The organism is Bartonella sp. OT172YNZD, assembly GCF_042193725.1.
In the GTDB taxonomy this organism is placed as follows: Bacteria; Pseudomonadota; Alphaproteobacteria; order Rhizobiales; family Rhizobiaceae; genus Bartonella; species Bartonella grahamii_A.
Genome location: NZ_JBHILZ010000013.1, coordinates 15,749 through 38,915, shown reverse-complemented (window position 1 = coordinate 38,915; position 23,167 = coordinate 15,749). Strand labels below are relative to the sequence as shown.

20 protein-coding genes are annotated in these 23,167 nt (G+C 39.8%); 15 read left to right on the top strand and 5 right to left on the bottom strand.

What is annotated here, in order from left to right:
- Positions 1-803 precede the first annotated feature (803 nt).
- Complete coding sequence (locus ACFIJS_RS06890) at positions 804-1,097, top strand: hypothetical protein (RefSeq protein ID WP_375650835.1); 294 nt, start codon at positions 804-806, stop codon at positions 1,095-1,097.
- Between the two features lie 150 nt (positions 1,098-1,247).
- On the opposite strand, the gene ACFIJS_RS06885 is transcribed toward ACFIJS_RS06890, so the two are convergent.
- The gene (locus ACFIJS_RS06885) at positions 1,248-1,619 is read right to left on the bottom strand and encodes a helix-turn-helix domain-containing protein (RefSeq protein WP_375650834.1); all 372 of its coding nucleotides are present in this window, start codon (positions 1,617-1,619) and stop codon (positions 1,248-1,250) included.
- An 898-nt stretch (positions 1,620-2,517) separates the two neighbouring features.
- Positions 2,518-2,889, bottom strand: a complete 372-nt coding sequence (locus ACFIJS_RS06880) for a helix-turn-helix domain-containing protein (protein WP_375650853.1) — start codon at positions 2,887-2,889, stop codon at positions 2,518-2,520.
- A gap of 1,856 nt (positions 2,890-4,745) precedes the next feature.
- On the opposite strand from ACFIJS_RS06880, the gene ACFIJS_RS06875 reads away from it, so the two are divergent.
- Complete coding sequence (locus ACFIJS_RS06875; RefSeq protein ID WP_375650833.1) at positions 4,746-5,141, top strand: hypothetical protein; 396 nt, start codon at positions 4,746-4,748, stop codon at positions 5,139-5,141.
- 1,854 nt (positions 5,142-6,995) lie between these two features.
- Here ACFIJS_RS06875 and ACFIJS_RS06870 read toward each other — a convergent pair.
- Positions 6,996-7,367, bottom strand: a complete 372-nt coding sequence (locus tag ACFIJS_RS06870) for a helix-turn-helix domain-containing protein (protein WP_375650830.1) — start codon at positions 7,365-7,367, stop codon at positions 6,996-6,998.
- A gap of 638 nt (positions 7,368-8,005) precedes the next feature.
- Between ACFIJS_RS06870 and ACFIJS_RS06865 the strand changes: the two genes are divergently transcribed.
- On the top strand, positions 8,006-8,137 hold the full coding sequence (locus ACFIJS_RS06865; RefSeq protein ID WP_375650832.1) for a hypothetical protein: 132 nt from the start codon (positions 8,006-8,008) through the stop codon (positions 8,135-8,137).
- Positions 8,138-8,279: 142 nt separating this feature from the next.
- Here the strand turns inward: ACFIJS_RS06865 and ACFIJS_RS06860 are convergent, their stop codons facing one another.
- Both ACFIJS_RS06860 and ACFIJS_RS06855 read right to left on the bottom strand, forming a co-directional pair.
- Positions 8,280-8,651: a helix-turn-helix domain-containing protein gene (locus ACFIJS_RS06860; RefSeq protein ID WP_375650830.1), complete on the bottom strand. Its 372-nt coding sequence runs from the start codon at positions 8,649-8,651 to the stop codon at positions 8,280-8,282.
- 454 nt (positions 8,652-9,105) lie between these two features.
- Positions 9,106-9,474 carry a helix-turn-helix domain-containing protein gene (locus tag ACFIJS_RS06855; protein ID WP_375650828.1) on the bottom strand — a complete coding sequence of 123 codons (369 nt, stop codon included), beginning with the start codon at positions 9,472-9,474 and terminating at the stop codon, positions 9,106-9,108.
- Between the two features lie 753 nt (positions 9,475-10,227).
- Here ACFIJS_RS06855 and ACFIJS_RS06850 point away from each other — a divergent pair.
- The 12 genes from ACFIJS_RS06850 (at position 10,228) to ACFIJS_RS06795 (ending at position 22,278) form a co-directional block, all read left to right on the top strand.
- Positions 10,228-10,554 carry a hypothetical protein gene (locus ACFIJS_RS06850; RefSeq protein ID WP_375639170.1) on the top strand — a complete coding sequence of 109 codons (327 nt, stop codon included), beginning with the start codon at positions 10,228-10,230 and terminating at the stop codon, positions 10,552-10,554.
- A gap of 610 nt (positions 10,555-11,164) precedes the next feature.
- A complete protein-coding gene (locus ACFIJS_RS06845) occupies positions 11,165-12,526 on the top strand; it encodes a PBSX family phage terminase large subunit (RefSeq protein ID WP_375650826.1) in 1,362 nt (453 codons plus the stop codon).
- Positions 12,526-14,376, top strand: coding sequence for a portal protein (locus ACFIJS_RS06840; protein WP_375650825.1), 1,851 nt, complete (start codon positions 12,526-12,528; stop codon positions 14,374-14,376). The genes ACFIJS_RS06845 and ACFIJS_RS06840 overlap by 1 nt, the downstream gene beginning before the upstream one ends.
- Before the next feature lie 131 nt (positions 14,377-14,507).
- A complete protein-coding gene (locus ACFIJS_RS06835) occupies positions 14,508-14,648 on the top strand; it encodes a hypothetical protein (RefSeq protein WP_375650824.1) in 141 nt (46 codons plus the stop codon).
- Positions 14,649-14,721: 73 nt separating this feature from the next.
- Positions 14,722-15,495 (top strand): hypothetical protein, encoded by a 774-nt coding sequence (locus tag ACFIJS_RS06830; RefSeq protein WP_375650822.1) that lies wholly within the window; start codon positions 14,722-14,724, stop codon positions 15,493-15,495.
- 24 nt (positions 15,496-15,519) lie between these two features.
- Positions 15,520-15,663 carry a hypothetical protein gene (locus ACFIJS_RS06825; RefSeq protein ID WP_375650821.1) on the top strand — a complete coding sequence of 48 codons (144 nt, stop codon included), beginning with the start codon at positions 15,520-15,522 and terminating at the stop codon, positions 15,661-15,663.
- Positions 15,664-15,778: 115 nt separating this feature from the next.
- Positions 15,779-16,897, top strand: coding sequence for a N4-gp56 family major capsid protein (locus ACFIJS_RS06820; RefSeq protein ID WP_375650820.1), 1,119 nt, complete (start codon positions 15,779-15,781; stop codon positions 16,895-16,897).
- A gap of 82 nt (positions 16,898-16,979) precedes the next feature.
- The gene (locus ACFIJS_RS06815) at positions 16,980-17,675 is read left to right on the top strand and encodes a hypothetical protein (RefSeq protein WP_375643938.1); all 696 of its coding nucleotides are present in this window, start codon (positions 16,980-16,982) and stop codon (positions 17,673-17,675) included.
- A 261-nt stretch (positions 17,676-17,936) separates the two neighbouring features.
- Entirely contained in the window at positions 17,937-19,400 is a 1,464-nt protein-coding gene (locus ACFIJS_RS06810; RefSeq protein WP_375650818.1) for a hypothetical protein, read from the top strand.
- A 303-nt stretch (positions 19,401-19,703) separates the two neighbouring features.
- Positions 19,704-20,156 (top strand): hypothetical protein, encoded by a 453-nt coding sequence (locus ACFIJS_RS06805; RefSeq protein ID WP_375650817.1) that lies wholly within the window; start codon positions 19,704-19,706, stop codon positions 20,154-20,156.
- The gene (locus tag ACFIJS_RS06800; RefSeq protein ID WP_375650816.1) at positions 20,153-21,277 is read left to right on the top strand and encodes a tail fiber domain-containing protein; all 1,125 of its coding nucleotides are present in this window, start codon (positions 20,153-20,155) and stop codon (positions 21,275-21,277) included. Before ACFIJS_RS06805 ends, ACFIJS_RS06800 begins: the two co-directional genes overlap by 4 nt.
- The gene (locus ACFIJS_RS06795; RefSeq protein ID WP_375650815.1) at positions 21,274-22,278 is read left to right on the top strand and encodes a phage tail protein; all 1,005 of its coding nucleotides are present in this window, start codon (positions 21,274-21,276) and stop codon (positions 22,276-22,278) included. Before ACFIJS_RS06800 ends, ACFIJS_RS06795 begins: the two co-directional genes overlap by 4 nt.
- The last annotated feature ends 889 nt before the right edge of the window (positions 22,279-23,167 follow it).

The window sequence follows — 23,167 nt, the reverse complement described above, 5'->3', positions numbered from 1 at the left end:
GATGTGCGTTTTTCTGCTTTAAAATTTTGCTAAAAATTTTTTTTAATTGTTTGATTGATTGCAACTTTATGTTGGTGGTTAATAGAGGATGGAGCATGATTATCTGCACAATCAAGTTTGCTCCTTTGCCATTTTTTAATCAAGACAAAGGCTTAAAAAACAAGACCCATAACCTGTTTTTGGTTAAAATTTTCGCTATTCCTATTACAAAGGCAAATTTAAGTGGAGGTGTATATTAAAAATATCATCTATATCTTAATTTAGTTTACTTATTTATCAGTAAACTAAAAGATGATAAATATTAAGTTAAGTAAAAGAAACAGATAATGAATTTTTCAAGAATTTTAATAAAACTGTATTGGAGTTTATTGATAAAAAGGATCATTTGAAATTTAAGCGGGGGGTGTAATCTCATGAAATTAGCCACAAACAAGGAAATAATTAACAGCTGGTTTGCAGAGGGAGTGAAGAGTTATAATTAGCATATTCCAGAAGGCTTAAAGGATTTCTATGAGGATAGGAAAGATTCGTTAATAAGTGATAGTAAACTTCAATAGGAAATTGTGGCATCTTTAATACAGGATATGTCGTTAACATCGGATGATTCCAATCCATTAAAGTTGTTTCTTCAACAAGACATTTCTTTTAGGAAGGAGCAAGGGGCGAGAGTTTTTGATCCTATTAGAGGTGAGCATTAGATATCTGTTAAAAGTGGAGAAAGCGTTGATCGATTTAAAGTGAATGATCCAGAAATTGAAGCATCATCTATATCAGAAAAATGAGAAGATAGCTATACATTTCCAATGATGTGTGAACAAAGAGAGCGTGCTTTTAAAGAAGGGCATGGGTTGGATAATCTTTTAGAAGAGATCAGATCGTTCTTCCTAGAGCAGGATAATATTAAGAGTTACAATTGGTTAGAAAAGCTTATTGATAGTGCATTAAACAATAAAGTTGCACCGTTGCGCGAAACACAAGAAATCTACATTCCAGATATTCGTGATCTTCATTTAGATGAACAATCATATGAGCCTCGCTATAGACATCATTCGACGAGCAGTCAGCCGTCTTGGAGTTCACTAAAAAAGACTAATTGAGGCATTCAAAAGTCATTGGAAAATTATAAGTGACAACAAAAATGCAGCTGATTATCCTAGTTTGCCGTAAAACATTGCTCTTTGAAGGGGGGGGTTGAATTTGACTTAAGGGGAATATGAATGGAATAATGTTGATTGGTGCTCTTTTGCCTAATCAGAAATTAACCACAAGATTGCTTTTTGTTTTTTCGATTTGAGCTCTCTAAAGTTTTTCAAAAGGGCGTGTTCGTTTTCGCTATAGGTGTATTGATCGTGGTGTAAGAGAGTTTCTTTTGTTGAAAGATCTTCTTTTGTGGCAAGGTCTGCATAAAAGAAGTTTACGGGGACATCTAGTTTTTGGGCGATTTCCAGCAAACATTTTGCGCTTACACGATTTGAGCCTTTTTCATATTTTTGGATTTGTTGGAAACTGACACCTAAATAGCTTCCTAACTCTTTTTGGGAAAGCCCTATTGCAATGCGTCTGTGACGGATTCTTTTACCTATCAAAATGTCGATAAAATGTGGATTTTTAGTTGGCACTTCAAGCCCCCCTCCGGTTGCGAGCGCCCTCGCATTGGTATTCCGGGAGTCTGAAAGTACTGAGCTCTAGTCAGCTTTTTGCTTTTAGTGCTTACTGCACCTGGACATAGCAAAATCTCCCGGAATTCCGGGACACCCACAAGAGTGGGTTCATTTTTACGCTAGAGCTTAGGGCTTTCAGTTCCCTCTTGGTCGTTGCGTATACGACCAAAATTACACTTTAAGTGATAAAGTAATTTCAGAAGCTTGGCAAGAAAAATTAATATGTCATAAAACGGCGTGATTTGGAGGGATGGTGATATTAGGCATATCAATTTATCAAGTGTTTTTTGTGAGAGGGTGTGGGGAATATTTTAGGCTGGACTGTCGAGTCTGAAGAAGCGCGTCTTTTGAGGAGGGGTAATAAGTGGTTGTTCAAGTGAAATTTGCTAGGTAAGAAGTTAAATTGTAGAACATTGTTTTCAGAGCAGCGGAGGGTAGTGATGTGGAAATTTTATTTGGCTTTATTCTGTAATGACGTAAAAGCGTAAAAACGTATATTCGTGAAAAAGGAGTGGAGGATTTGTGCATTGTGTATGCTTTTGTCATGGCATGGAATGTGGTGAGATAAATGGGGAAACAGTCTCTGTGAATGGAGGGGGAAGTTGGGATGAAGCGGAGGGAAATTGACGAGAGTAGAGAGTGTGGGGAATGGAGGGGGAAAGTTTCGTTTTTGAAGAGCGATTGACCGGCGCTTTCAGTGATCTTACTTTAGGGTGGTGAAGGGGCAAGAATATTTTAGAATAGGACGTATTTGTCGCGTTTGATGAAACATCATCCTTTGAGGAGAGGTGATCTGAATTTTATATTTTAGGGTGCTGGATATATTAGCGAATAACGTTGATTAGTGCGCTTTTGCTTAATCAGAAATCAGCCACAAGATTGCTTTTTGTTTTTTCGATTTGAGTTCTCTAAAGTTTTTTAAAAGGGTGTGTTCTTTTTCGCTGTATGTTTCTTGATTGTGGTGTGAGAGAGTTTCTTTTGTTGAAAGATCTTCTTTTGTGGCAAGGTTTGCATAAAAAAAGTTTACGGGGACATCTAGTTTTTGGGCGATTTCGAGTAAACATTTGGCACTTACACGATTGAAGCCTTTTTCATATTTTTGGATTTGTTGGAAACTGACTCCCAGATGACTTCCTAATTCTTTTTGGGAAAGTCCTATTGAAATGCGTCTATGACGGATTCTTTTGCCTATCAAAATGTCGATAAAATGTGGATTTTTGGTTTGCACTTCAAGCCCCCCCTCCGGTTGCGAGCGCCCTCGCATTGGTATTCCGGGAGGTTGGATTCACTGAACTTAAACAGTCTCTTGTTTTTAGTGCTTATAGCACTTGGACATAACAAAAGCCCCCGGAATTTCCGGGATAGCCATAATTGTTTATGTGTTAAGTTTTAAGGAATCCAACTCCTTATTGACCGTTGCGTGGACGATCAAAAACACAGATCAATTCATAAAGTAGTTTCAGGAAATTGGCAAGAAAAATTAAAATAATATCAAAGACTATAAGATTGGGTACTTTTTAAAAAAGTGCAAAATATGGATTATAAATCTCGTTTTTTGCTTAATCAGAAATATCGATAAAATGTGGATTTTGGGTTTGCACTTCAAGCTCCTCTCCGGTTGCGAGCGCCATCGCATTAGTATTCCGGGAGTTAAAGGTACTGAGCTCTAGTCAGCTTTTTGCTTTTAGTGCTTACTGCACCTGGACATAGCAAAATCTCCCGGAATTCCGGGACACCCACAAGAGTGGGTTCATTTTTACGCTAGAGCTTAGGACCTTTAATCCCTCTTGATCGTTGCGTAGACGACCAAAATTACACTTTAAGTGATAAAGTAATTTCAGAAGCTTGGCAAGAAAAATCAAGAATTTTCTATTCTATTATGCCGTAAAACACTACTCTTTGAAGGGGAGTGAAGAGCTAGAATATTCACGGGATAGGGCTTGATTTGTTGCGCCTGATGAAGTGCTGTCGGTTGAGGAGGGTAGTCTGAAAACTGTAAGGGCTACTGGGCAAAAAGCTGGGTTCGTTTATAGACCATTGTTTATAGAGCGGTGTGGGGTGGTGATGTGGAAAATTTATTTGGCTTACATTCTGTAAAGATGTAAAAGCGTGAAAATGTGAATCTGTAAAATGAAGCGGAGGACTTATGGATTTATGTATTGTGCGTGTTTTTTGTCATGTTTGGCTTTTATCATGGCGTGGAATGTGGTGACAGGATTGTGGGGAAGTGTCTTCGTGAATGGAGGAGAAAGCTGGGAGGAAGAGTGCTGTTCGTGCGTTGGCTGGAGAGGAGGAATTTGGGGGAATGGAGGATGGAGAGAGTGCGCATGGATGATAAGATGGAGAGTGTGGATAAGAGGGTTGGGTGGTGCGAAGGGAAGAAGGGAGGGCGTGTGAGGAGTAGATACCCCTCCCTAGAATGGAGAAAGAATGAAAGGGGGTGGGGATAAGCTTGCTGTGGAATTAAGTGGTGAAGTGTTTTGTTTTTATCAAATTGTCGCGTGGTATTTTGGAAATTTCATTCGTTGTTTTAGGGTAGAGCTTCACAATTGTCTCAAAAACACATAAAACAGCTAATGATGAGAGTAAATATCGACCCCAAAAAAGAAATAATATCGGTACAAATTGGTAGACAGTGGGAGAAGTCGGCATCTAAATGCCCAGTAAAAAACCAAATATTCAAATAATAATTACTCTTCGATCAAGTGATAATTTCAATATTATGGGGATAAAAAATATCATTTTATTTCTTAGAAAGTTATCCAATGTCTGTACTTCTTTACTGATAAATCTGTCTTAAATAATATGTAATACAACACATCATGAAAGTAAGTATACATATATTAAATATATACTACGTGCTTTACATGTGTTTTGTGTACTTTTAACATATATATTTTGTGTGTTAAGCATAAGCTTTGAGTACTATGAGAGATGGTGGTCGTTTTTTTTAACAAGTGAGAAATTGATTCACTAACGCTTGATAGTAAAGCAATATGTTGTTAGTGCTACTCTTAGAAAGGATGCTCTTATTTCTGGTGTAGGAGCTTCTCAAGAGAGGATGCAATTAATAGGGGAGTTAAGATGTCAAAATATTTATTTCCGTTACCTCTTGTCTTGGTGGCTGGTTGTGCATCTATCAATAATTATTCATCAAGTTATGTTAGTCCAAATATTACGAAAGATGATATAAAATTAATTGCTAACGATTTTTTTCGGAATCTTAAAAAACCTTTACCGCCCGCTACAACAACACTTATTGTGAAAAAAAGTAACACAGAAGACAACTTTACTCCTGTATTTATTGATTTGTTGCGACGGAATGGATATAACGTGATCTATACAGATCAACCCAAAAAACAGCAAAACGGTGTCACTTTGACTTATAGAATAACACCAATAGATATAGGTATCCTGTCTTTTGTTTCTTATGATGAGGCTGGAGTAACGCGTTATTATATACGTACTTATAATAGATAAAACCCCTTTGCCGGTTTGTCTCAAAGAAGTAGATAATGGAGAAATGTGTTTCAGGGGAAATGTTGGGATTGAATTAATCAATAAAAATTTACATACGTAATATTACATATTCAGTCGACAATTATCCGTCGTCTTGTTTACAATTTCAGTATTGTAATGAAAAAAGGTATCGTTTTATCGGTTCGCAATTCTTCATGTTCTGCCTCAGTTATGTAGCGCTTTTATCGTTTCTGTCTTATAGAAAATTACTTTCTGTCCTACGGCTCTATATGCCAATTTAATAGTCAGATCTGATCATTCAAATTCATATAAACTCTTTACAGAAATCTGTTGTTTGAGATTGTTGGAAAGGTGTTTTGTTTTTATCAAATTGTTGCGTGGTATTTGGAAAATTTATTTGGCTTCATTTTGTAAAGATGTAAAAGCGTGAAAATGTGAATCTGTAAAATGATGCGGAGGATTTGTGCTTTGTGTATGCTTTTATCATGGCGTGGAATGTGGTTAGAGAACTAGGGGACGTATTTGTGAATGGAGCGGGAAAACGCTGGGATGAAGAGTGTTGTTGAAGTGTGTTGGCTGGAGAAGAGTGTGTGGGGAATATTTTAGGGCAGGGTTTATTTGTCTTGTCTGATGAAACAGCATTCTTTGAGGTGTCGTGATAGCCATAGAAATAATCAGCAGGGGAATCTGATAGACGAGAAATCAGATTGTTGCAGACTAGTGTTTACAAAGCGGTGCGGGGTGGTGAACCTTTCCTTTGGCTTCATTTTGTAAAGATGTAAAAGCGTGAAAATGTGAATCTGTAAAAGTGAAGCGAAGAACTTATGGATTGATATATTGTGCATGTTTTCTGTCATGGTATAATGATAAATCCATTGAGCACTCCCTATCTTTATGCTTATGAAGAAGCAAGCCGGCACTATCATTATATTTGCTAGCTCGTGGGTGTTGCGACAGCTCTTGGCACTTGAGATGGTTCATAAGAGCCATTTTTATTCCTTTCTTAATCGTTTTTTATCCACACGGGGCTCCTCTCGCTTTTGATGTGCAAGCGAATGATTTTGATTGATTCAAGATAAAGAGATTTGAAATGAGAGAATCTTACGATGTTTGGAACTCTCAATCAATATCAATAACGCTAAATTATTTCTTATAAATCAATATATTGTCATGGTGTGGAGTGGTAACAAGATTGTCGGGAAGAGTCTTCGTGAATAAAGGAGGAAAGCTGGGATGAAGTGTGCTGTTCGTGCGTTGGCTGGAGAGGAGAGTGTGGGAATGGCTGTGAACAGATTGCAGGGGTGAGGTGTAAGGAGATGTGAAGAGAGAAAAATCGTGGTTGGCTTTTATATTCTATGCGGAATTTAACAATTATATTTGCATATATGTTTGTGTGGGGAATATCCGTGAAATGGGTGTGAGAAGCATTGAGAGATGTTTTTTCTAATAAGTGGGTGAATGAGAAATACAATGGTCATCCTATTTAGGGGCAATCTTATTTTAACTTTTGTTGTTTTGGACATTGTGTTTTTTATGAGGGGCATTTTGCAGGAGAGGTGTTTTGAGGGATGTGGCTCCTTTAAAGAAAAACACAAAAATATCAAAAGAAAAATATAAAAACTTGACAAGATAAATGTAAAAAGGTATCATAATGATACAATCGGAATTGTGCGTTTAAATCAGATGAGATCTCTTGATGAAATTCTGTGAGAGTGGTGAAGTGTTTTCCCAAGGTTTTGATGTTTGTTATCCGATGATGCCGTAAACTGTTTTTTGAGGGGCGGTGATATCAATCAGGTAAAGCTTTAGATCGATGGGGATATGAGCGAGGGATCTCGATTGGTGTGCTTTTGTCTAATCAGAAATCAACCACAAAACTGCTTTTTGTTTTTTCGCTTTGAGCTCTCTAAAGTTTTTTAAAAGGGCGTGTTCTTTTTCACTATAGGTGTCTTGATCACGCTGTAAGAGAGTTTCTTTTGTAGGAAGTTCTTCTTCTGCAAAAATATCAGTATAAAAAAAGTTCATAGGAACTTCTAGTTTTTTAGCAATTTCGAGCAAACACCCTGCGCTTACACGATTTAAGCCTTTTTCATATTTTTGGATTTGCTGAAAACTGACACCTAAATAGCTTCCTAACTCTTTTTGAAAAAGCCCCATTGAAATTCTTCTATGACGGATTTTTTTACCTATTGAAATGTCGTTGAAATGTGAATTTTTAATTTGCACTTCAAGCTCCCCTCCGGTTGCGAGCGCCCTCGCATGAGTATTCCGGGAGGTTGAAAGCACTGAACTCAAATCAGCTTTTTGCTTTTAGTGCTCATGGCACTTGAACATAGAAAAAACTCCCGGAACTCCGGGACACCTACAAAGTGGGGTAAATTAACGTTTGAGTTTTCGGGCTTCAACTCCCTATTGATCGCTGCGTAGACGATCAAGGCACCTTTGGAGTGATAAAGTAATTTCAAGGGATTGGCAAGAAAAATTAACAGATTTGGAAAATGAGAGCATTTTTTTGTATCTTAAAAATTATCTCATTATCTTCTTATGCCTTATGCTGTAAAGTATTGTCATTTGAGGTAGGGTGAGATGGGGGCATTAGAGGCAAGGATATGCCGTTGATGGACCTTCAAGCATATCAATTTATACGGTGCTTTTTGTGAGAGTGTCTGAATATTGGAGGGTAGGGGTTATCTGTCCGTTTCTGGTGAAACATCATTCTTTGAGGGGTGGTGAGAGGTGGTTGCCCAAATGCAATGTACGCGATAAAAAGTGGAATTGTTAACAGACACTTGTTTATTGAGTCGTGGGCTGGTTTGGAAATTTCGTTTGGCTGCTTTCTGTAAAGATGGAAAAGCGTAAAAACGGTGATCTGTAAAAACGGAGCAGAGGCTTTGTGCTTTGTGTATGCTTTTATCATGGCATGGAATGTGTTCAGAGAACTAGGGGGACGCATTTGTGAATGGAGCGAGGAAAGCTGGGATGAAGAGGGATGTTAAGCGCGGTTGACTGGAGAAAAGTGTGAGGGAATATTTTAGGGCAGGGTTTATCTATCATGTCTGATGAAACAGCATTCTTTGAGGTGTCGTGATCTGAAGCTTATATTTTAAGGGTGTTGGATGTCGATAGGTGTGCTTTTGTCTAGTCAGAAATCAACCACAAAACTGCTTTTTGTTTTTTCGCTTTAAGTTCTCTAAAGTTTTTTAAAAGGGCGTGTTCTTTTTCACTATAGGTGTCTTGATCACGCTGTAAGAGAGTTTCTTTTGTAGGAAGTTCTTCTTCTGCAAAAATATCAGTATAAAAAAAGTTCATAGGAACTTCTAGTTTTTTAGCAATTTCGAGCAAACACCCTGCGCTTACACGATTTAAGCCTTTTTCATATTTTTGGATTTGCTGAAAACTGACACCTAAATAGCTTCCTAACTCTTTTTGAAAAAGCCCCATTGAAATTCTTCTATGACGGATTTTTTTACCTATTGAAATGTCGTTGAAATGTGAATTTTTAATTTGCACTTCAAGCTCCCCTCCGGTTGCGAGCGCCCTCGCATGAGTATTCCGGGAGTTAAAAGTACTGAGTTCAGTCAGCCTTTTGCTTTTAGTGCTGAGAAGCACCTGGACATAGCAAAAGCTCCCGGAATCCGGGAGATACCCACAAAGTGGTATCGATTTTTATGTACTGAACTTAGGGCTTTTAACCCCTCTTGGTCGTTGCGTAGACGACCAAAATTGCCTCATTAGTAAAGTAATTTCAGAAGATTGGCAAGAAAAATTAAAATGTTTGCTATACGGTTATATTGTAAAATAGGGATTCTTTGAGGGGCGGTAATCTGATGTTAGTAGAGGAATTTATTGGGTAATAGGTTGGATTATAGTTTAAAACCGGTGCGGAGTGGAAGCTTTATCCAGCAGAGGAAATTTGCTTTTTGAAGTCGAATTGTAGATCAGAGCTTAGTTGGTGTGCTTTTGTCTAGTCAGAAATCAACCACAAAACTGCTTTTTGTTTTTTCGCTTTGAGCTCTCTAAAGTTTTTTAAAAGGGCGTGTTCTTTTTCACTATAGGTGTCTTGATCGTGGTGTAAGACATTTTCTTTTGTGGAAATATCTGCTGTTAAAAGGTCCGCATAAAAAAAGTTCATAGGAACCTCTAGTTTTTTAGCAATTTCGAGCAAACATCCTGCGCTTACACGATTTAAACCTTTTTCATATTTTTGGATTTGTTGGAAACTGACACCTAAATGGCTTCCTAATTCCTTTTGAGAAAGTCCCATTGAAATTCTTCTATGACGGATTTTTTTACCTATTGAAATGTCGTTGAAATGTGAATTCTTAATTTGCACTTCAAGCTCCCCTCCGGTTGCGAGCGCCCTCGCATTGGTATTCCGGGAGTAGTAAAGTACTGAGCTCTAGTCAGCATTTTTGCTTTTAGTGCTTATCACACCTGGACATAGCAAAATCTCCCGGAATCCCGGGACACCCACAAAGTGGGTTCATTCTTACGCTAGAGCTTAGGGCTTTACTATCCCTTATTGATCGCTGCGTAGACGACCAAAATATCCTTTGAGTGATAAAGTAATTTTAGAAGATTGGCAAGAACAATTAAAAGATTTTCTAGTCTGTTATATTGTAAAATAGGGATGTTTAGGGGCGGTAATCTGATGTTAGTAGGGGAATTTACTGGGGCAGAGGTTGGATTATAGTTTAAAACCGATGCGGGGTGGAAGCTTTATCCAGCAGAGGAAAATTTACTTTTTGAAGTCGAATTGTAGATCAGAGCTTATCTGGCGTGTTTGATGAAACAGCCTTCTTTGAGGTGTGGGATAGCCATATGAAATAATCAGCAGGGGAATCTGATAGACGAGAAATCAGATTGTTGACAGACCCGTGTTTACAGAGCGATGCGGGGTAATGGTTTGGGAGTTTCATTTGGCTTTGTTCTGTAATGATGTAAAAGCGTAAAAACGGTGATCTGTAAAATGATGCGGAGGTTTTGTGCTTTGTGCGTGTTTTTTATCTTTTAGGGTGTGTCCCATTTTTTTTAAATTTCTGGTTGTTTTTGAGGCTTTGGTTTCTCTTTAGTTGGAAGGAACATGATGATGGTAGATGAACATTGTCTTCCCTTACGTCGAAGAGGGCGGAAAAAAGGGGCTTTGAATAAAACAACAAAGCGATTTAATGAAGCTCTTCTTACAGCGGCGGAGCAGGCTGGCTATCACTATGGTGAAGATGGGCTGGTGTCTTATCTTCAGTATCATGCTCTGAATAATCCCGTTCCGTTTTTTTCGCTTCTTGCAAAAGTGTTGCCTCTTCAGGGGACTGGAGAAGGGGAGGTTAAAACAGTTTCGCGTATCGAGATTGTACCAGTGAATGCAAAAAGTATCGAACCGGAGAAGCGTGATCCTTCGGCAACAGAGGCTTGAAGAGGGAGCTGTGATGTCTGGGCGTTTACTGGAGGGCAGAATATTTCGGTGGGAGATGTTTGGGCTTCCTACGTGGGGATGCCGGCTTCTTATGGGTGAGGGGCGTGAAATTTGAGAGAAGTGTTATGCTTGCGGGATGCACGTGTTTTGGTGGGGGTATCTTGGGGGATAGACAAGTGTAAGGATTGGTGATGTTTGAGAGGCATGATATTTGAGGATGTTGGGCTTTGGATATGCCTGAGAGCGTGTGCTGAGGCTATGATTTGGTTGGGGATACCGCGCTTTTGGTTGGGAGATGACAGGCGCGGTGTTTGAGGGGCGGTGTTGGGGTGGTGAATAGGGGGACCCCTTTTTTGGGGGATATAAGGTAACTTGGGGCGTATATCGTGTATATGCGGGGTCAAGGGGTCAAGGGGTCAAGGGGTCAAGGGGGCCCTTATGCAAAAAAGTGAAATTCATTGAGTATTAGGATGAAGAGAAGATAAAGCGCTGCTTTTGAGAAGGGCGTTTTTCGTTCAATTGCTCTTTTCATTCAATTGCTTTGGGATCATTAAATTTGGGATAAGCAAAAGGGTGAAGCGCAATTATTGCTAAAGTATGAAAATTTATAATGAAAATTGTTCAGAAAATTTCTCAAAAAATGGAGCAGAAAACGGCTCAAGTGGCTCTTATTCCAAAGCTTATTCCTGTTTTTACTGGAAAAGCAGATGTGCGAGCTGCTTGGGGAGGACGGGGTTCTGGAAAAACACGTTCTTTTGCTTTGATGTCGGCTGTGGTGGGATATCGCCATGGAATGGCTGGAGAACGGGGTATTATTCTTTGTGCAAGGCAATTTCAAAATTCTCTCAATGACAGTTCTTTGGAAGAAATTAAACGCGCTATCGAATCTTATCCTTTTTTACAAGACTATTATGAAGTCGGCGATAAATATATTAAGTCAAAAGATGGACGGATTGTCTATGTGTTTTCTGGGCTTGATCGCAATATCGCAAGCATTAAATCAATGGGGCGCGTTTTCCTTTGTTGGGTCGATGAAGCCGAGCCCGTGACAGAAACTGCTTGGCAAACACTTATTCCAACTTTGCGCGAAGAAGGAAAAGATTGGAATGCAGAATTATGGGTGACATGGAACCCGTGCCATGAAAATGCAGCCGTGGAAAAGCGTTTCCGAAATGTCGATAATCCTTATATCAAAGGGGTGGAAATCAATTGGCGTGATAATCCGCAATTTCCTGAAAAACTCAATCGTGATCGAATGGACGATTTGCAGCAAAGACCAGAGCAGTATAACCATATTTGGGAAGGCGAATATCTCCAAGCTGTCCAAGGGGCGTATTATCAGAAATGTCTGCTGGAAGCCGAAATGGAAGGGCGGATTACCACTGTTCCAAGGGATCCTTTGATGCAGGTGAGAATCTTTTGGGATATTGGGGGAACAGGCGCAAAGGCTGATGCTACCGCATTGTGGGTGGCGCAGTTTGTTGGACGGGAAATCCGAGTGCTCGATTATTATGAAGCTCAAGGACAGCCTCTCTCAGAGCATGTGGGCTGGGTCTTTCAAAGGGGATATGAAAAGGCTCTCATGGTTTTGCCTCATGATGGCGCAACAAAAGATCGTGTCTATAATGTGAGTTTTGAAAGTGCCCTTCAACAAGCCGGTTTTCAAACTAAAGTAATTCCTAATCAAGGAACAGGCGCTGTGAAAATGCGTATCGAAGCCGTAAGGCGATTGTTTTCTGCACTATGGTTTAATCGTGAAACGACATGTGCGGGCAGAAAAGCACTCGCTTGGTATCATGAAAGGCGCGACGAACAGCGCAATATCGGACTAGGCGCTGAACATGATTGGGCAAGCCATGGGGCCGATGCCTTTGGACTGATGTGTGTGGCTTATGAACAGCCAAATGCTAAAGCGCGAAAAAAAACTTATCGCTCGTTTCACCATTCTCAAACTTCATGGATGGCTTTTTAATGAATATTTCTACAGATTCTTCTTTTTCTTCTTTTGATCAAATCGAAACGCTTGAAAATCAAGCACTCTTTAAAAAACTCGTGGGTTGGTATCAGGATGATATTGCTCATGTCGAAAAATGGCGAAAAAATGCCCAAGAAGATTACGATTTTTATAATGGACGGCAATGGAATGAACAAGATCTTGCTGTCTTAAACGAACAAAACAGACCGGTCATGACTTTCAACCGTATTGCGCCTTTAATTAATGCCGTGATTGGGGCTGAGCGCAATAATAAAAGACAAGTTCAATTTATTCCACGACAAGAAGGAGCAGCTTTTGCGAACCAGATTCTGACAGGGGCGGCTGAGTGGTTTCGTGATGAAGCCGATGGAGAATACGAAGATTCCGATGCCTTTCAAGATGCAATTATTTGCGGAATGGGGTGGACAGATACACGCCTTGATTATGAAGAAGATCCACAAGGAAAACCAATTATTGCACGCTTAGACCCTATGAAAATGGTGTGGGATGCAAGTGCTGTCAAGACCAATCTTATTGATGCACAACGTTTATGGTATATTGATGAAAAACCTCTTGCTGTGGCTCAGGAAATGTTTCCCAATGTTCATTGGAGCGATCTTAATGCTGATTGGGTTAAACATCAGAGTTTTTTACACTCAACCAGCAATGGGATGACACAAAGTTATCAGGTTGAGAGGGGGGCTCAGGGAGAGTGGGAAGAGGGAGGGACCTATCAACGTCCTAAAATGGTGACATTGGTAGAATGTCGCTGGTTTGAACGCGAGGTGGTTTATAAAGTTCTCGAGCCTCAAAGTGGAAAGTTTATTGATTATTCAGAGCAGGATTTCCAAAATTTAAGTAAAACCTTTCCTCATGTTCAGGCAACAAGGTTGAACAGAAAAATTGTCAAACGGGCATTTTTGGGCAGAAAGCTGCTCGAAGCGCCTGATAAGCCCTTGGTTCCCCCCAATCAATTGGGATGGGAATGTATTACCGGTACTTTTGATAAGTTAAGCCGGCACTTTTACGGACTTGTTAAGCCAACAAAAGATCCCCAACGGTGGGCAAACAAATATTTTAGTCAAGTGATGCATTTGCTCAATAGCCAATCAAAAGGCGGAATTATGGCAGAACGCGATGCTTTTGATGATGATCGACAAGCCCTCGAGAGTTGGGCTAGAGCCGATAGCATTACTTGGTTGAAAAGTGGTGCTGTGTCTGGCGGAAGAATCCAGCCTAAACCCGTGGCACAATTTCCACAAGGGTTTTTCCAATTGTTTAATGAAGCAAAGAGCGCACTCGAACAGGTGACGGGATTGTCTTCTGAATTTATTGGGACGCGAGCTGTCAATCAGCCTGGCATTCTTGAACAACAACGGCGACAATCGTCACTTAATCTTTTGGCTTCCTTTTTTGATGGGTTGCGTCGATATCGGCAACGACAGGGAAAAATTATTCTCTATCTTATTCAAAATTATCTGTCCGATGGGCGGCTGGTCCGTATTGCTGGTGATGAAAATGCCCAGTATGTTCCACTGACACGTGAAATGGTGACAAGTTTGGAATATGATATTGTTGTGGATGATGCGCCAACAAGTCTTAATGAAAAAGAGCGTACTTTTGCACTGATCATGCAATTGCTTCCTTTGATGCAAAATTTTGCAACACCTGAGATTATGCTTGATCTCTTACGCTATTCGCCTTTACCGGCTTCACTCATTCATAAAATTGCGATAAAGGCACAAAATTCTCTCCAAGAAGAGCAAAATGCTTCAGCGCAGATGGGGAATAATGTGGGAGCAGAGCAGATAATGCAGATGTTGCAGACAGGAAAGGCTCAAAGATAGGATGCTTTATGATGTGCTCTCTCAGATGAATTTCATCTATCAGAAGTTGCTTATCTAAACAATTTCCATAGTTACCCATGTTGCTTATGTCGTGCAATGTCGCCTCTCTTTATCTCAGAAGAGCTGTTTTATTGGACAGTGCGTTTTGGGGAAAATGTTCGATAGAGTCTTTTCGTCATGGTGGGGATATGGTGGGAAGTTGTTTTGCCGTCATGGGGGGGGAGAGAGCATGTGGGTGCATTGCTGGAGCCCAAGTGATGGATAGGCATTAAGGGGATAAATGGTCTCAGGCTGTTTTATCTGAAAAATTTAATTTTATTGTTTAAAAAAGAGAAGGCTAACGTCATGGATCAAGAACATTTAACGCCAGCAGAACAAAACCAATTGAAACAGGATTTTCTGGTCTCAACACAAGAGGGAGAAGATGGTGAAATTGGAAGAGAAGAAAAAAACCTTGAAGATAATTTCCAAGGGCAAATGCATCAAAAACAGGACTCTTCACAAAAGGCAGGAAAAGAAGTTCAAGGGGGAGAAGATGGTCCGCCAGATCCACAAAAAGACTTTATGGGCTATATGCAATGGTTGGGAAAAACACTCCAAAAACAAGGACTTGTTAATGAAAAACAACAACCTTCTCTTGGTTTGGAAGCAGAACAGTTGCATGCGTTTTATCAGCAGTCTGTTGCAAGTGTTAAGCAAAAGTATCATGATTTTGATCAAGCAGCTGATTTTATTTATGAAACGCGGGCTAAACAGTTGGCAGCTTGCGCTTCGCTCTATCCTGAGATGGCAGATCCTAAAAATATTGATGCGTTGATTGGTGATGAGTTGAAACAGATCTTGCACGATTGTGCTCAAAAAAATCAAAATCCGGCTGAAGTGATTTATTCTATTGCACAAAAAATTGGCTACACAAATGTTCCCAATAACATGGGTGAAAATTTACAGGAAAGACAAAATTCTGCACGTACACTTGCTGCTTATAACGGCTTGACACCAAATGGGCCGATTTCTTTGGATATGCTTGATAAAATGTCAGAAGCAGAGTTTAGCGCTTGGGTTTCTGATCCTAAAAATAAAGCTGTTTTTAATCGTTTAATGGGGGGAAGAGAATTTTAAACACAAGAATGTGGCAGGTGTTTTTTGGGGGAACGTGAGAGGCTTTTAGCGCAAGGAATGCGGGGGGGGGTGCGGAAACGCGGAGGGCTGCGGGCGGAGAGGGAAGAGGGGATTTCTCAAAGAACGGATGTGGTGAGGAGAGCTCTTATAGGGGGAGGCAGACGCTAACAGAAATGAGATAAATCACACGAACAACCTATTCACCATCTGAAATGAAATGTGGTGTTTTAACAACCGGCGCTTTGCCGGGTTTTTTATGTCAATAAAACTTTTAGAGGATAAAATGACTGTAACTTATATCGGACTTAATGACCCAATGGCAGTGCGCACATGGTCTAAATTACTAAACCAAGAAGTCTCAAAAGCAATTCCGATTGCACCGTTGATTGGAAATGATTCAAACAGTATTGTACAATTAAAGGATGAAACCACGAAAGCAAGTGGTGATGCCATTAGCTTTAATTTGCGTGTGCAGTTGCTCGGCGATGGGGTGAGTGAAGGGCAGACATTAGAAGGCAATGAAGAAGCTTTACAGTTTCTCAATGATCGCTTGGCAATTAATGAACTCGTTCATGCCGTGCGTGTCAAAAATGAGGGAACGATTGATCAACAACGAATTCTCCATGATTTGCGCACCGAGGCAAAAAATGGTTTGGTTGATTGGTATGCAGACCGTCTAAGTATGATGTTCTTCATTCAAGTGTGTGGGTATACTGCAAAAGCTATTAACTTTGAGGGACGTACGATTACTCTTAAACCTGTCCATTATGGTTTTAATGCACCAACCGCGCCAACCGATAAACGCGTCGTGCGCCCTAATGGAAAAACAAAAGATGAAGACTTAAAATCAAACGATGTTTTTGATCTCAAGCTCATTGATAAAGCTGTTGAACGGGCTAAATTGGCAAATCCAAAAATTAGACCCGTGCGGATTGATGGGGAAAATGTCTATGTGCTTTATCTCCATCCAACCCAAGTGACGCAATTGCGAACTAATACAGATGCGGGGCAATGGCTTGACATTACCAAGGCAATCTATAATGGAAGTCGTATCAAAAATCCGCTCTATGATGGATCTTTGGGTATGTATAATGGTGTGGTTTTGCGCGAAGCTGAACATATTACCGAAGGAGTTGAATCTGGGACGGCAAATAAAGCTGTACCAAATGTGCGTCGTGCTGTTCTACTTGGTGCGCAGAGTGCTGTGATTGCTTTTGGTAAAGATCGAGGGGCGACACGTTATAAATTGGTGGAAGAACTCTTCGACTATGAAAGAGAATTCGGGGTCGCGGCAAAAACCATTATTGGTATGAAAAAAACTTGCTTTACCTTGCCAGGAAGTACGCAAGGCGCTCAAGATTTTGGCACTATCGTCATCCCAACTTATGGAGCACCTGCTTAAAACGCATGTTTGCTAACTTCCCCCAACAAGAGGGATCTGTTGGGGGAAAAATTTAAAATGCTTCCAGAAAAAGGACAGGCTTATGACCACTTTATCCACTGATCCCAAAAATCTAAACCTTACACATTCAGATCATTCTAAAACTTTTGCTTATATGGTCGCGCTTATTCAAGATGAAATTGACGATACAACAGCGGAATATTCCCTGCAAATTCAAGATTCAATTTTTACAGCTTTGCGTTTGTGTGAATGCGAACCCTTTTTCTTTAATGAAAAAAGAGAAAGGACGTTTAAAACACAAAGTGGTAAAACATGGTATGGACAAGAAGAGGGGGTTTTTATTGAATCAGAAAAGAGTTTGGAGGGCGTCTTTTTAGCAACAAAAAATGCAACACCAACAAAGTTGTTCTTTAAGCCCTTGGAAGTGTTGCATCAACAATATGGTATGCATCCTGCGCTAGGAACGTCATTCTTTTATACGTGCCTTGATCAAAAAATAGGACTCTTTCCAACACCAGAACATGTAGAAACTGTACAGCTTTCTTATGCTCCTGTTCATTTTGCCGATGAACAGCTGAAAGAGAGCGATAATCCTTGGTTGATTTATGCTTTTGATCTTATTAAAGCACGGGCAAAATATGAACTTTATAAAAATATTCTTAAAGATCCTGAATATGCTGCCGTTTCTTTCAGAGATTTTCAAGAACAGCTTCAAGCTTTGCGCATTGAAACATCGCGCCGAAAAGGTTCTTCAAAGATTCGCCCAATGAGTTTTTAAAAGGCTTTTTTCCAAATCGTTTATGGCTGGTTTGTCCCTTATGGTTGGATGAGCGTTGCGTATTGATGATGAAGGGTTGGTGGATGGCGTTGGGTCCGTCATTATTTATGGTGTTGTTTTTTCGACGCGTTAATCAACTTAAGGTTGTGTATTTTGTTGAATTTTATGCCTTTAGAGTTTTAAGGGTTTTTGTGGTTTCAATTAATAAGCCTTGGTGTTTTGAATGGCACTAGGCTCTTCAAGGATTTTATGGGGGTCTTGATGGCTTTTTTCCCAATCGCTGATTATCGACCCGATGTGGCGGATATCAATGGAATTTTTACCGATGAACTTGTTAATGTGCTACCAGCTGATGGCTCCTATATCCCTATGCCAAGTTTTGAACCTTTATCAGAGCCTTGTCCTGCGCCCATTTTAGGCGCTCTTGCGGTTAAAACAAAAAATGGGGTTTCTATTATTGTTGGGACAAGAGAAAAAATCTTCTTGCTTGATAATACAACAATGAAGTGGAAAGATATTAGCCAAAAAGGAAAATCTTATCTTGCTAATATCGATGCTCCTTGGTCTTTTGCTTTATTTGGTGATTTTATCATTGCTGTGAATGCTAATGATAAACCACAAGTGATTGATATTAATCATGATAAAACATTTAGAAATTTAGGGGGAAATCCACCACAAGCAGGGATTGTTCGAATTTGGGGAGATTTCGTTTGTTTGATGAAATTAACCGAGCATCCAAGACGGGTTCATTGGTCTGGATTAAATGATGCTGAATTTTGGACCGTGGGGAAAAAAAGCTGTGATTATCAAGATTTTCCTGATGGCGGATTCGTCCAAGGGGCAACCGAGACAACAAATCCAATTATCTTTATGCGTTCTGCAATCTATGCCGGTTCTTTTATCCCTGGCTCTAAGATTATTTTTAGTTTCCAAAAAATCCACGATAAACGAGGCGCAAAAAATGCTGAATCGATTGTTTGTCGGGGCGATTTAGCATTCTTTGCCGATGAGGGCGGGTTTTATCAAATCACAAATGAGGGACAGATTATATCCATTGGGTTCGAAAAAGTTGATCGAACGATGACTGCAAAATCAAGGCAGAATGATCTGTATACTATGTTTGCGGCTATCGATGGGGTGTATAATCGTGTTTATTGGATGATTGATTCTGATGAGAACCTTCATAAACGTATCTTGCTCATTTATGATTGGGGATTGCAAAAATGGACAAAAGCTCTCGTGGATATCAAAATGATATTGCCTATTTTCTTAGCAGGAACAACCCTAGAAGGTCTTGATTTTGTGACTAAGAATATTGATGATTTATCCTTTTCTCTCGATAGTAAAGCTTGGAAAAATGAATCGCCCATTCTGGGGGCATTTGATCAACAGGGGAGACTCGGTTCGTTTTCTGGGTGTCCTATGGCTTGTATAATGACATCACAAGAAATGGGGCAGACAAATGGCATGATAACACGGGTGAAAAATATTATGCCTCAAGTCAATAGTGGAAAGTTTTATTTGTCTGTGGGAATGCGCTTTCGACAATCTCTTGAAGAGGAAACTGTTTGGTTGCCAGAAAAACAGCCCTCTTATAATACTGGACAAATTCATTGTCGCGCAAGGGCACGGTTTTACCGCTTTAAACTGCGTATTCCTGAAGGGGTGAATTGGACTCATGTTACCGGATTTGATGTGGAATTGACGCAGGCCGGAATGCGATAGTCCTCAGGCCTCTATTATTAAATAACAAATGCCCCATAGGTCCTCCAAGCCTTTATAAACAAGGGAACAATGTGGTGCGTTATGTTTCATGCTTGCCTGCGATAAAGGAAAAATAGTCTGCACAATGGTTTATTTTTATAAAGAAGAAAGTTTTCTATTTGTTGTGACAAAGGGATAATGGGCTTCTCTTCTTTTGTTGTATCCTTCTTTTTGAAAGTTGTGCGGTAAGAATGGAACGTGTGAAATGCGTAGGGGGATGTTATTTAAGGGGGGATGAGTGATAAAGCTAAAAGAGCCAAAATTATGATGCAAGAGAGTCAAGATTTGTATTCTGCTCATTTGACAGAGCAATGGTCATGGGAAAAAATAGCTCCTTATCAAGAGGCACTCAATGCTGCATTGAAAAAATATGCTCAACGCTTTCCTGATGATGTTTGTCTGGAAAAAATTGCTGAAGAAATCGCTACAGGACAAGCACAATTGTGGCTGGTCTTAAAAAATAAAATCCAATTTAGTGCTTTTGCAATAACCAAAGTTGAAATAGCCCATACCGGAAAAAAATGCGTCGTTCTCTCAGATCTTGCTGGAGAGGGAGGGTTGAAATTGGTCAAATTGATTGATGAAGTTGAAAAATGGGCGCGAACAATTAATGCTGAAGAAATGCACATGTTTGGAAGAACTGGCTGGGCGAAAAGGCTCGCTCATCACGGATATTCTCGTAATCTTATTCAATATAGAAAGGTTCTCAACCCATGAGTAGAAAAACCACACCTCAAGTTCAGACAACAACACAAACAAATGCTCCACCTGCGTGGGCGGCTGATATTCTTAAACAAACGAGTGCTGATGCACTTGGACTTTATAATAAAGGAATTGGTGGAAACGTTTATCAGGGAGACAGAGTCGCTGGTCTTAGCGATATGACAAAAAATGCTCTGACCGGTTTACAACAAGCGGCAGGGCTCTATAACAATCCAACGGTAACGCAATGGTTGAATGCACCAACCAACAGCGCTACAAATCTTTCCAGTATGGCTAAGGGAAGCTGGATTGGAAGCAATAGTAAATTTAATAATGCATTGCAAAATGCCCTGAATAAAACTTCCGATGCAATTAATCAATCGATGTCTGGGGCAGGACGTTATGGCTCTGGGGCTCATACCGGTGTGTTGGCCGATGAACTCGGGGCGTTGGCAACAAATGCTGCAGCACAGCAATATAATCAAGATATTAACAATATGATGAATGCAAACCAGATGATTGATCGCTCTCAGAATGATCAGGTTAATGCGGCAAATAGCTATTACCAAGGACAGAGTAACGTGCAAAGCAATGCTTTGAAAGGGGGCATGTTTCAAGATATAAACCGTCAAAATGTCTTAGATGCTGAACGCCAAAAATGGTCAGAAAAAGATAATCAAGATTGGAACCGATTGGAACGCTTGTTACAGATAGGAACACAGGCTGCTGGAAATTACGGAACAACTTCAGGAAAATCCACGACAATGCCTTCTGTGACAAAAGATCCATTGCGTGATGCGCAGCAAGTACTTGGATTGGTTGGAGGAATTTTAGGGCTTTGTGATGTGAGAGCAAAAGAAAATATTATCCCTGTGGGGCAGAAAAAGGGTTATCCACTTTATACCTTTAATTATAAGGGAAATCCACAACGTTATCAGGGTGTTATGGCGCAAGACGTGTTGCGTGTGAAGCCTGAAGCTGTTTATGTCAATGCAAAAACAAAATTATTGCATGTTGATTATGACAAAATAGGCCTGAAAATGGAGAAAATACCGGCATCTAAAAATAAAATTGCGGCTTTCTTTTCTGCATTTTTTGCTCGTTTTCCATTTTTGCAAAAAGAGTACCTTCTATGAGTTCGATTTATGATTGGTCAATTATCGCATCAGAAAATGCTTATGTCGACGAGAGTATAAACTGGGCAGAAGGGCAACCGCCAAGCTCAGTTAATGATAGCGCCCGTGCTATGATGCAACGTATCAAAGAATATTTGTTGGATAATGGGGGGGGGATTGAAACACAGTTTACTGTCGATGTGGAAAACGAGAGGACATCACTTCGTTTGGCAACAAAGTCTTTTTTTGAGACTTATATGGATGGCATTGTTGTGCGCTTTAAAGCACAAGGCGTTAACAGAGGAATAACAAATGTTTCTTTAAATCATTTGCTTCCACGACCAACTTATATGGCAACTCCAGAGGGTATCGTGCCTTTAAAGGGCGGAGAAATTCAGAAGGGGGGACTTTATGAAATCGTCTATACCTGTGATATTGCTGGAAAAAATGCTGATGGCTGGTTTTTAACCAATCCTACTATAAAACTTCCTGAAATTCCTCCCTTTCCTCCTTTGCCTGAAACTTTTTCTTCTGGATTTATTGGGACTTTTGCTACGGAAAAAATACCATCTGGATGGCTGCTATGTGATGGTAAAGAATATTCGCGAAAGAACTATGCAAATCTCTTTGCTGTTTTGGGGGAAACATGGGGAAAAGGAGATGAGAGAACAACATTCAATGTCCCCGATTTGCGTGGAATGTTTTTACGGGGGCTCGATAGTGGAAAAGAAATTGATAAAGGACGTCTCTTGGGAAGTCGACAAGAGGAGTCTTTTAAATCTCATACCCACGAAGGAAAAACAGATTCGACAGGCAAACACCAGCATAGTATGCCAATAACTAAAAATGTAGTTTTTCTTACGAATCACGGTGAATATCAAAGAGATATGGCTCAAGTTATCAGTCAAAATGGGTTAACGAAGGCTGCGGGAGAGCATGAACATAAGATCTTGTTGCAAAAAACAGGGGGTGATGAAACGCGTCCTGTCAATATGGCGGTGGTTTATGCTGTCAAAGCCTGAGAATGAAAACTGTGTGAGAGAAAGATAAAAATGATTGCAAAATGTTTGTGATGAGAAAAAAGTTTTATAGAATATATTGTGCAGAAAGTTTTTAGGCGCTTTAGAAAAAACTTAACTCTCTCTATTATTTTATTTTTTGTGCTGCCTTTTTTGGATGTATATAAAGTGAGTTTGCCTATAGTTCTTTAGAGGAGCAAGACAGTGATTATTGCAGGTAGGGTAAAAGAGAACAAAAAATCTTTCTTTATTCATGTAGTTTTTTGCTGAGGAATAAAGATTTTATCCAAAATGTCTCTCTCTTGTGGTATCGTGATACATTATTTCAAGCGCTGGGTTTAAAGCACTGCTGTGCGATGACAAAAAGCCTGTGGATAAAATTTTAATCCTATTATGCCGTAACATAGCGTCATTAAAACACTATTATTGAAGGTGGTGATATAAAGAGAATAAGACATACAATACTTGATCTACTTAAGTATTGAAGAGACATACATTTCAAAATGGGCGCTCTGTTGGCTAGAGCAGATTGGCGATGCGTTGTAAACACATGGTGAGTCATTGAACTCTCTTAGATGGTGTTTTGTACTTGAGTTTATTCCGTTGTGCCGTAAATACCATTGTTTGAGGTACGGTTAAAACTTTATGAATGGGGTGTTTTTCGTTTGTGAGTATTCTTAATTTTTTGTAGAATAACTTTAGACAAGGATGGATTTGAAGGGGGAAGCTAAGTCAAATCCGTTAGATAAGAAGCCAGATTGTTTACAGACTGTTGTTTATCGATTGGCATTGTTTGAAGATCGGTTTAGGTGGAAAACAGAATATAATCTAAAAAAATACCTTGTAAAAATTTTCGATGAGGAACTTTTTTCAAAAGTCTTTCTCATGGTTG

Coding starts and splice junctions, on each gene's coding strand:
- ACFIJS_RS06890 (WP_375650835.1), top strand. CDS start 804: ATGATGTGTGAACAAAGAGAGCGTGCTTTTAAAGAAGGGCATGGGTTG.
- ACFIJS_RS06875 (WP_375650833.1), top strand. CDS start 4,746: ATGTCAAAATATTTATTTCCGTTACCTCTTGTCTTGGTGGCTGGTTGT.
- ACFIJS_RS06850 (WP_375639170.1), top strand. CDS start 10,228: ATGATGGTAGATGAACATTGTCTTCCCTTACGTCGAAGAGGGCGGAAA.
- ACFIJS_RS06845 (WP_375650826.1), top strand. CDS start 11,165: ATGAAAATTGTTCAGAAAATTTCTCAAAAAATGGAGCAGAAAACGGCT.
- ACFIJS_RS06840 (WP_375650825.1), top strand. CDS start 12,526: ATGAATATTTCTACAGATTCTTCTTTTTCTTCTTTTGATCAAATCGAA.
- ACFIJS_RS06830 (WP_375650822.1), top strand. CDS start 14,722: ATGGATCAAGAACATTTAACGCCAGCAGAACAAAACCAATTGAAACAG.
- ACFIJS_RS06820 (WP_375650820.1), top strand. CDS start 15,779: ATGACTGTAACTTATATCGGACTTAATGACCCAATGGCAGTGCGCACA.
- ACFIJS_RS06815 (WP_375643938.1), top strand. CDS start 16,980: ATGACCACTTTATCCACTGATCCCAAAAATCTAAACCTTACACATTCA.
- ACFIJS_RS06810 (WP_375650818.1), top strand. CDS start 17,937: ATGGCTTTTTTCCCAATCGCTGATTATCGACCCGATGTGGCGGATATC.
- ACFIJS_RS06805 (WP_375650817.1), top strand. CDS start 19,704: ATGATGCAAGAGAGTCAAGATTTGTATTCTGCTCATTTGACAGAGCAA.
- ACFIJS_RS06800 (WP_375650816.1), top strand. CDS start 20,153: ATGAGTAGAAAAACCACACCTCAAGTTCAGACAACAACACAAACAAAT.
- ACFIJS_RS06795 (WP_375650815.1), top strand. CDS start 21,274: ATGAGTTCGATTTATGATTGGTCAATTATCGCATCAGAAAATGCTTAT.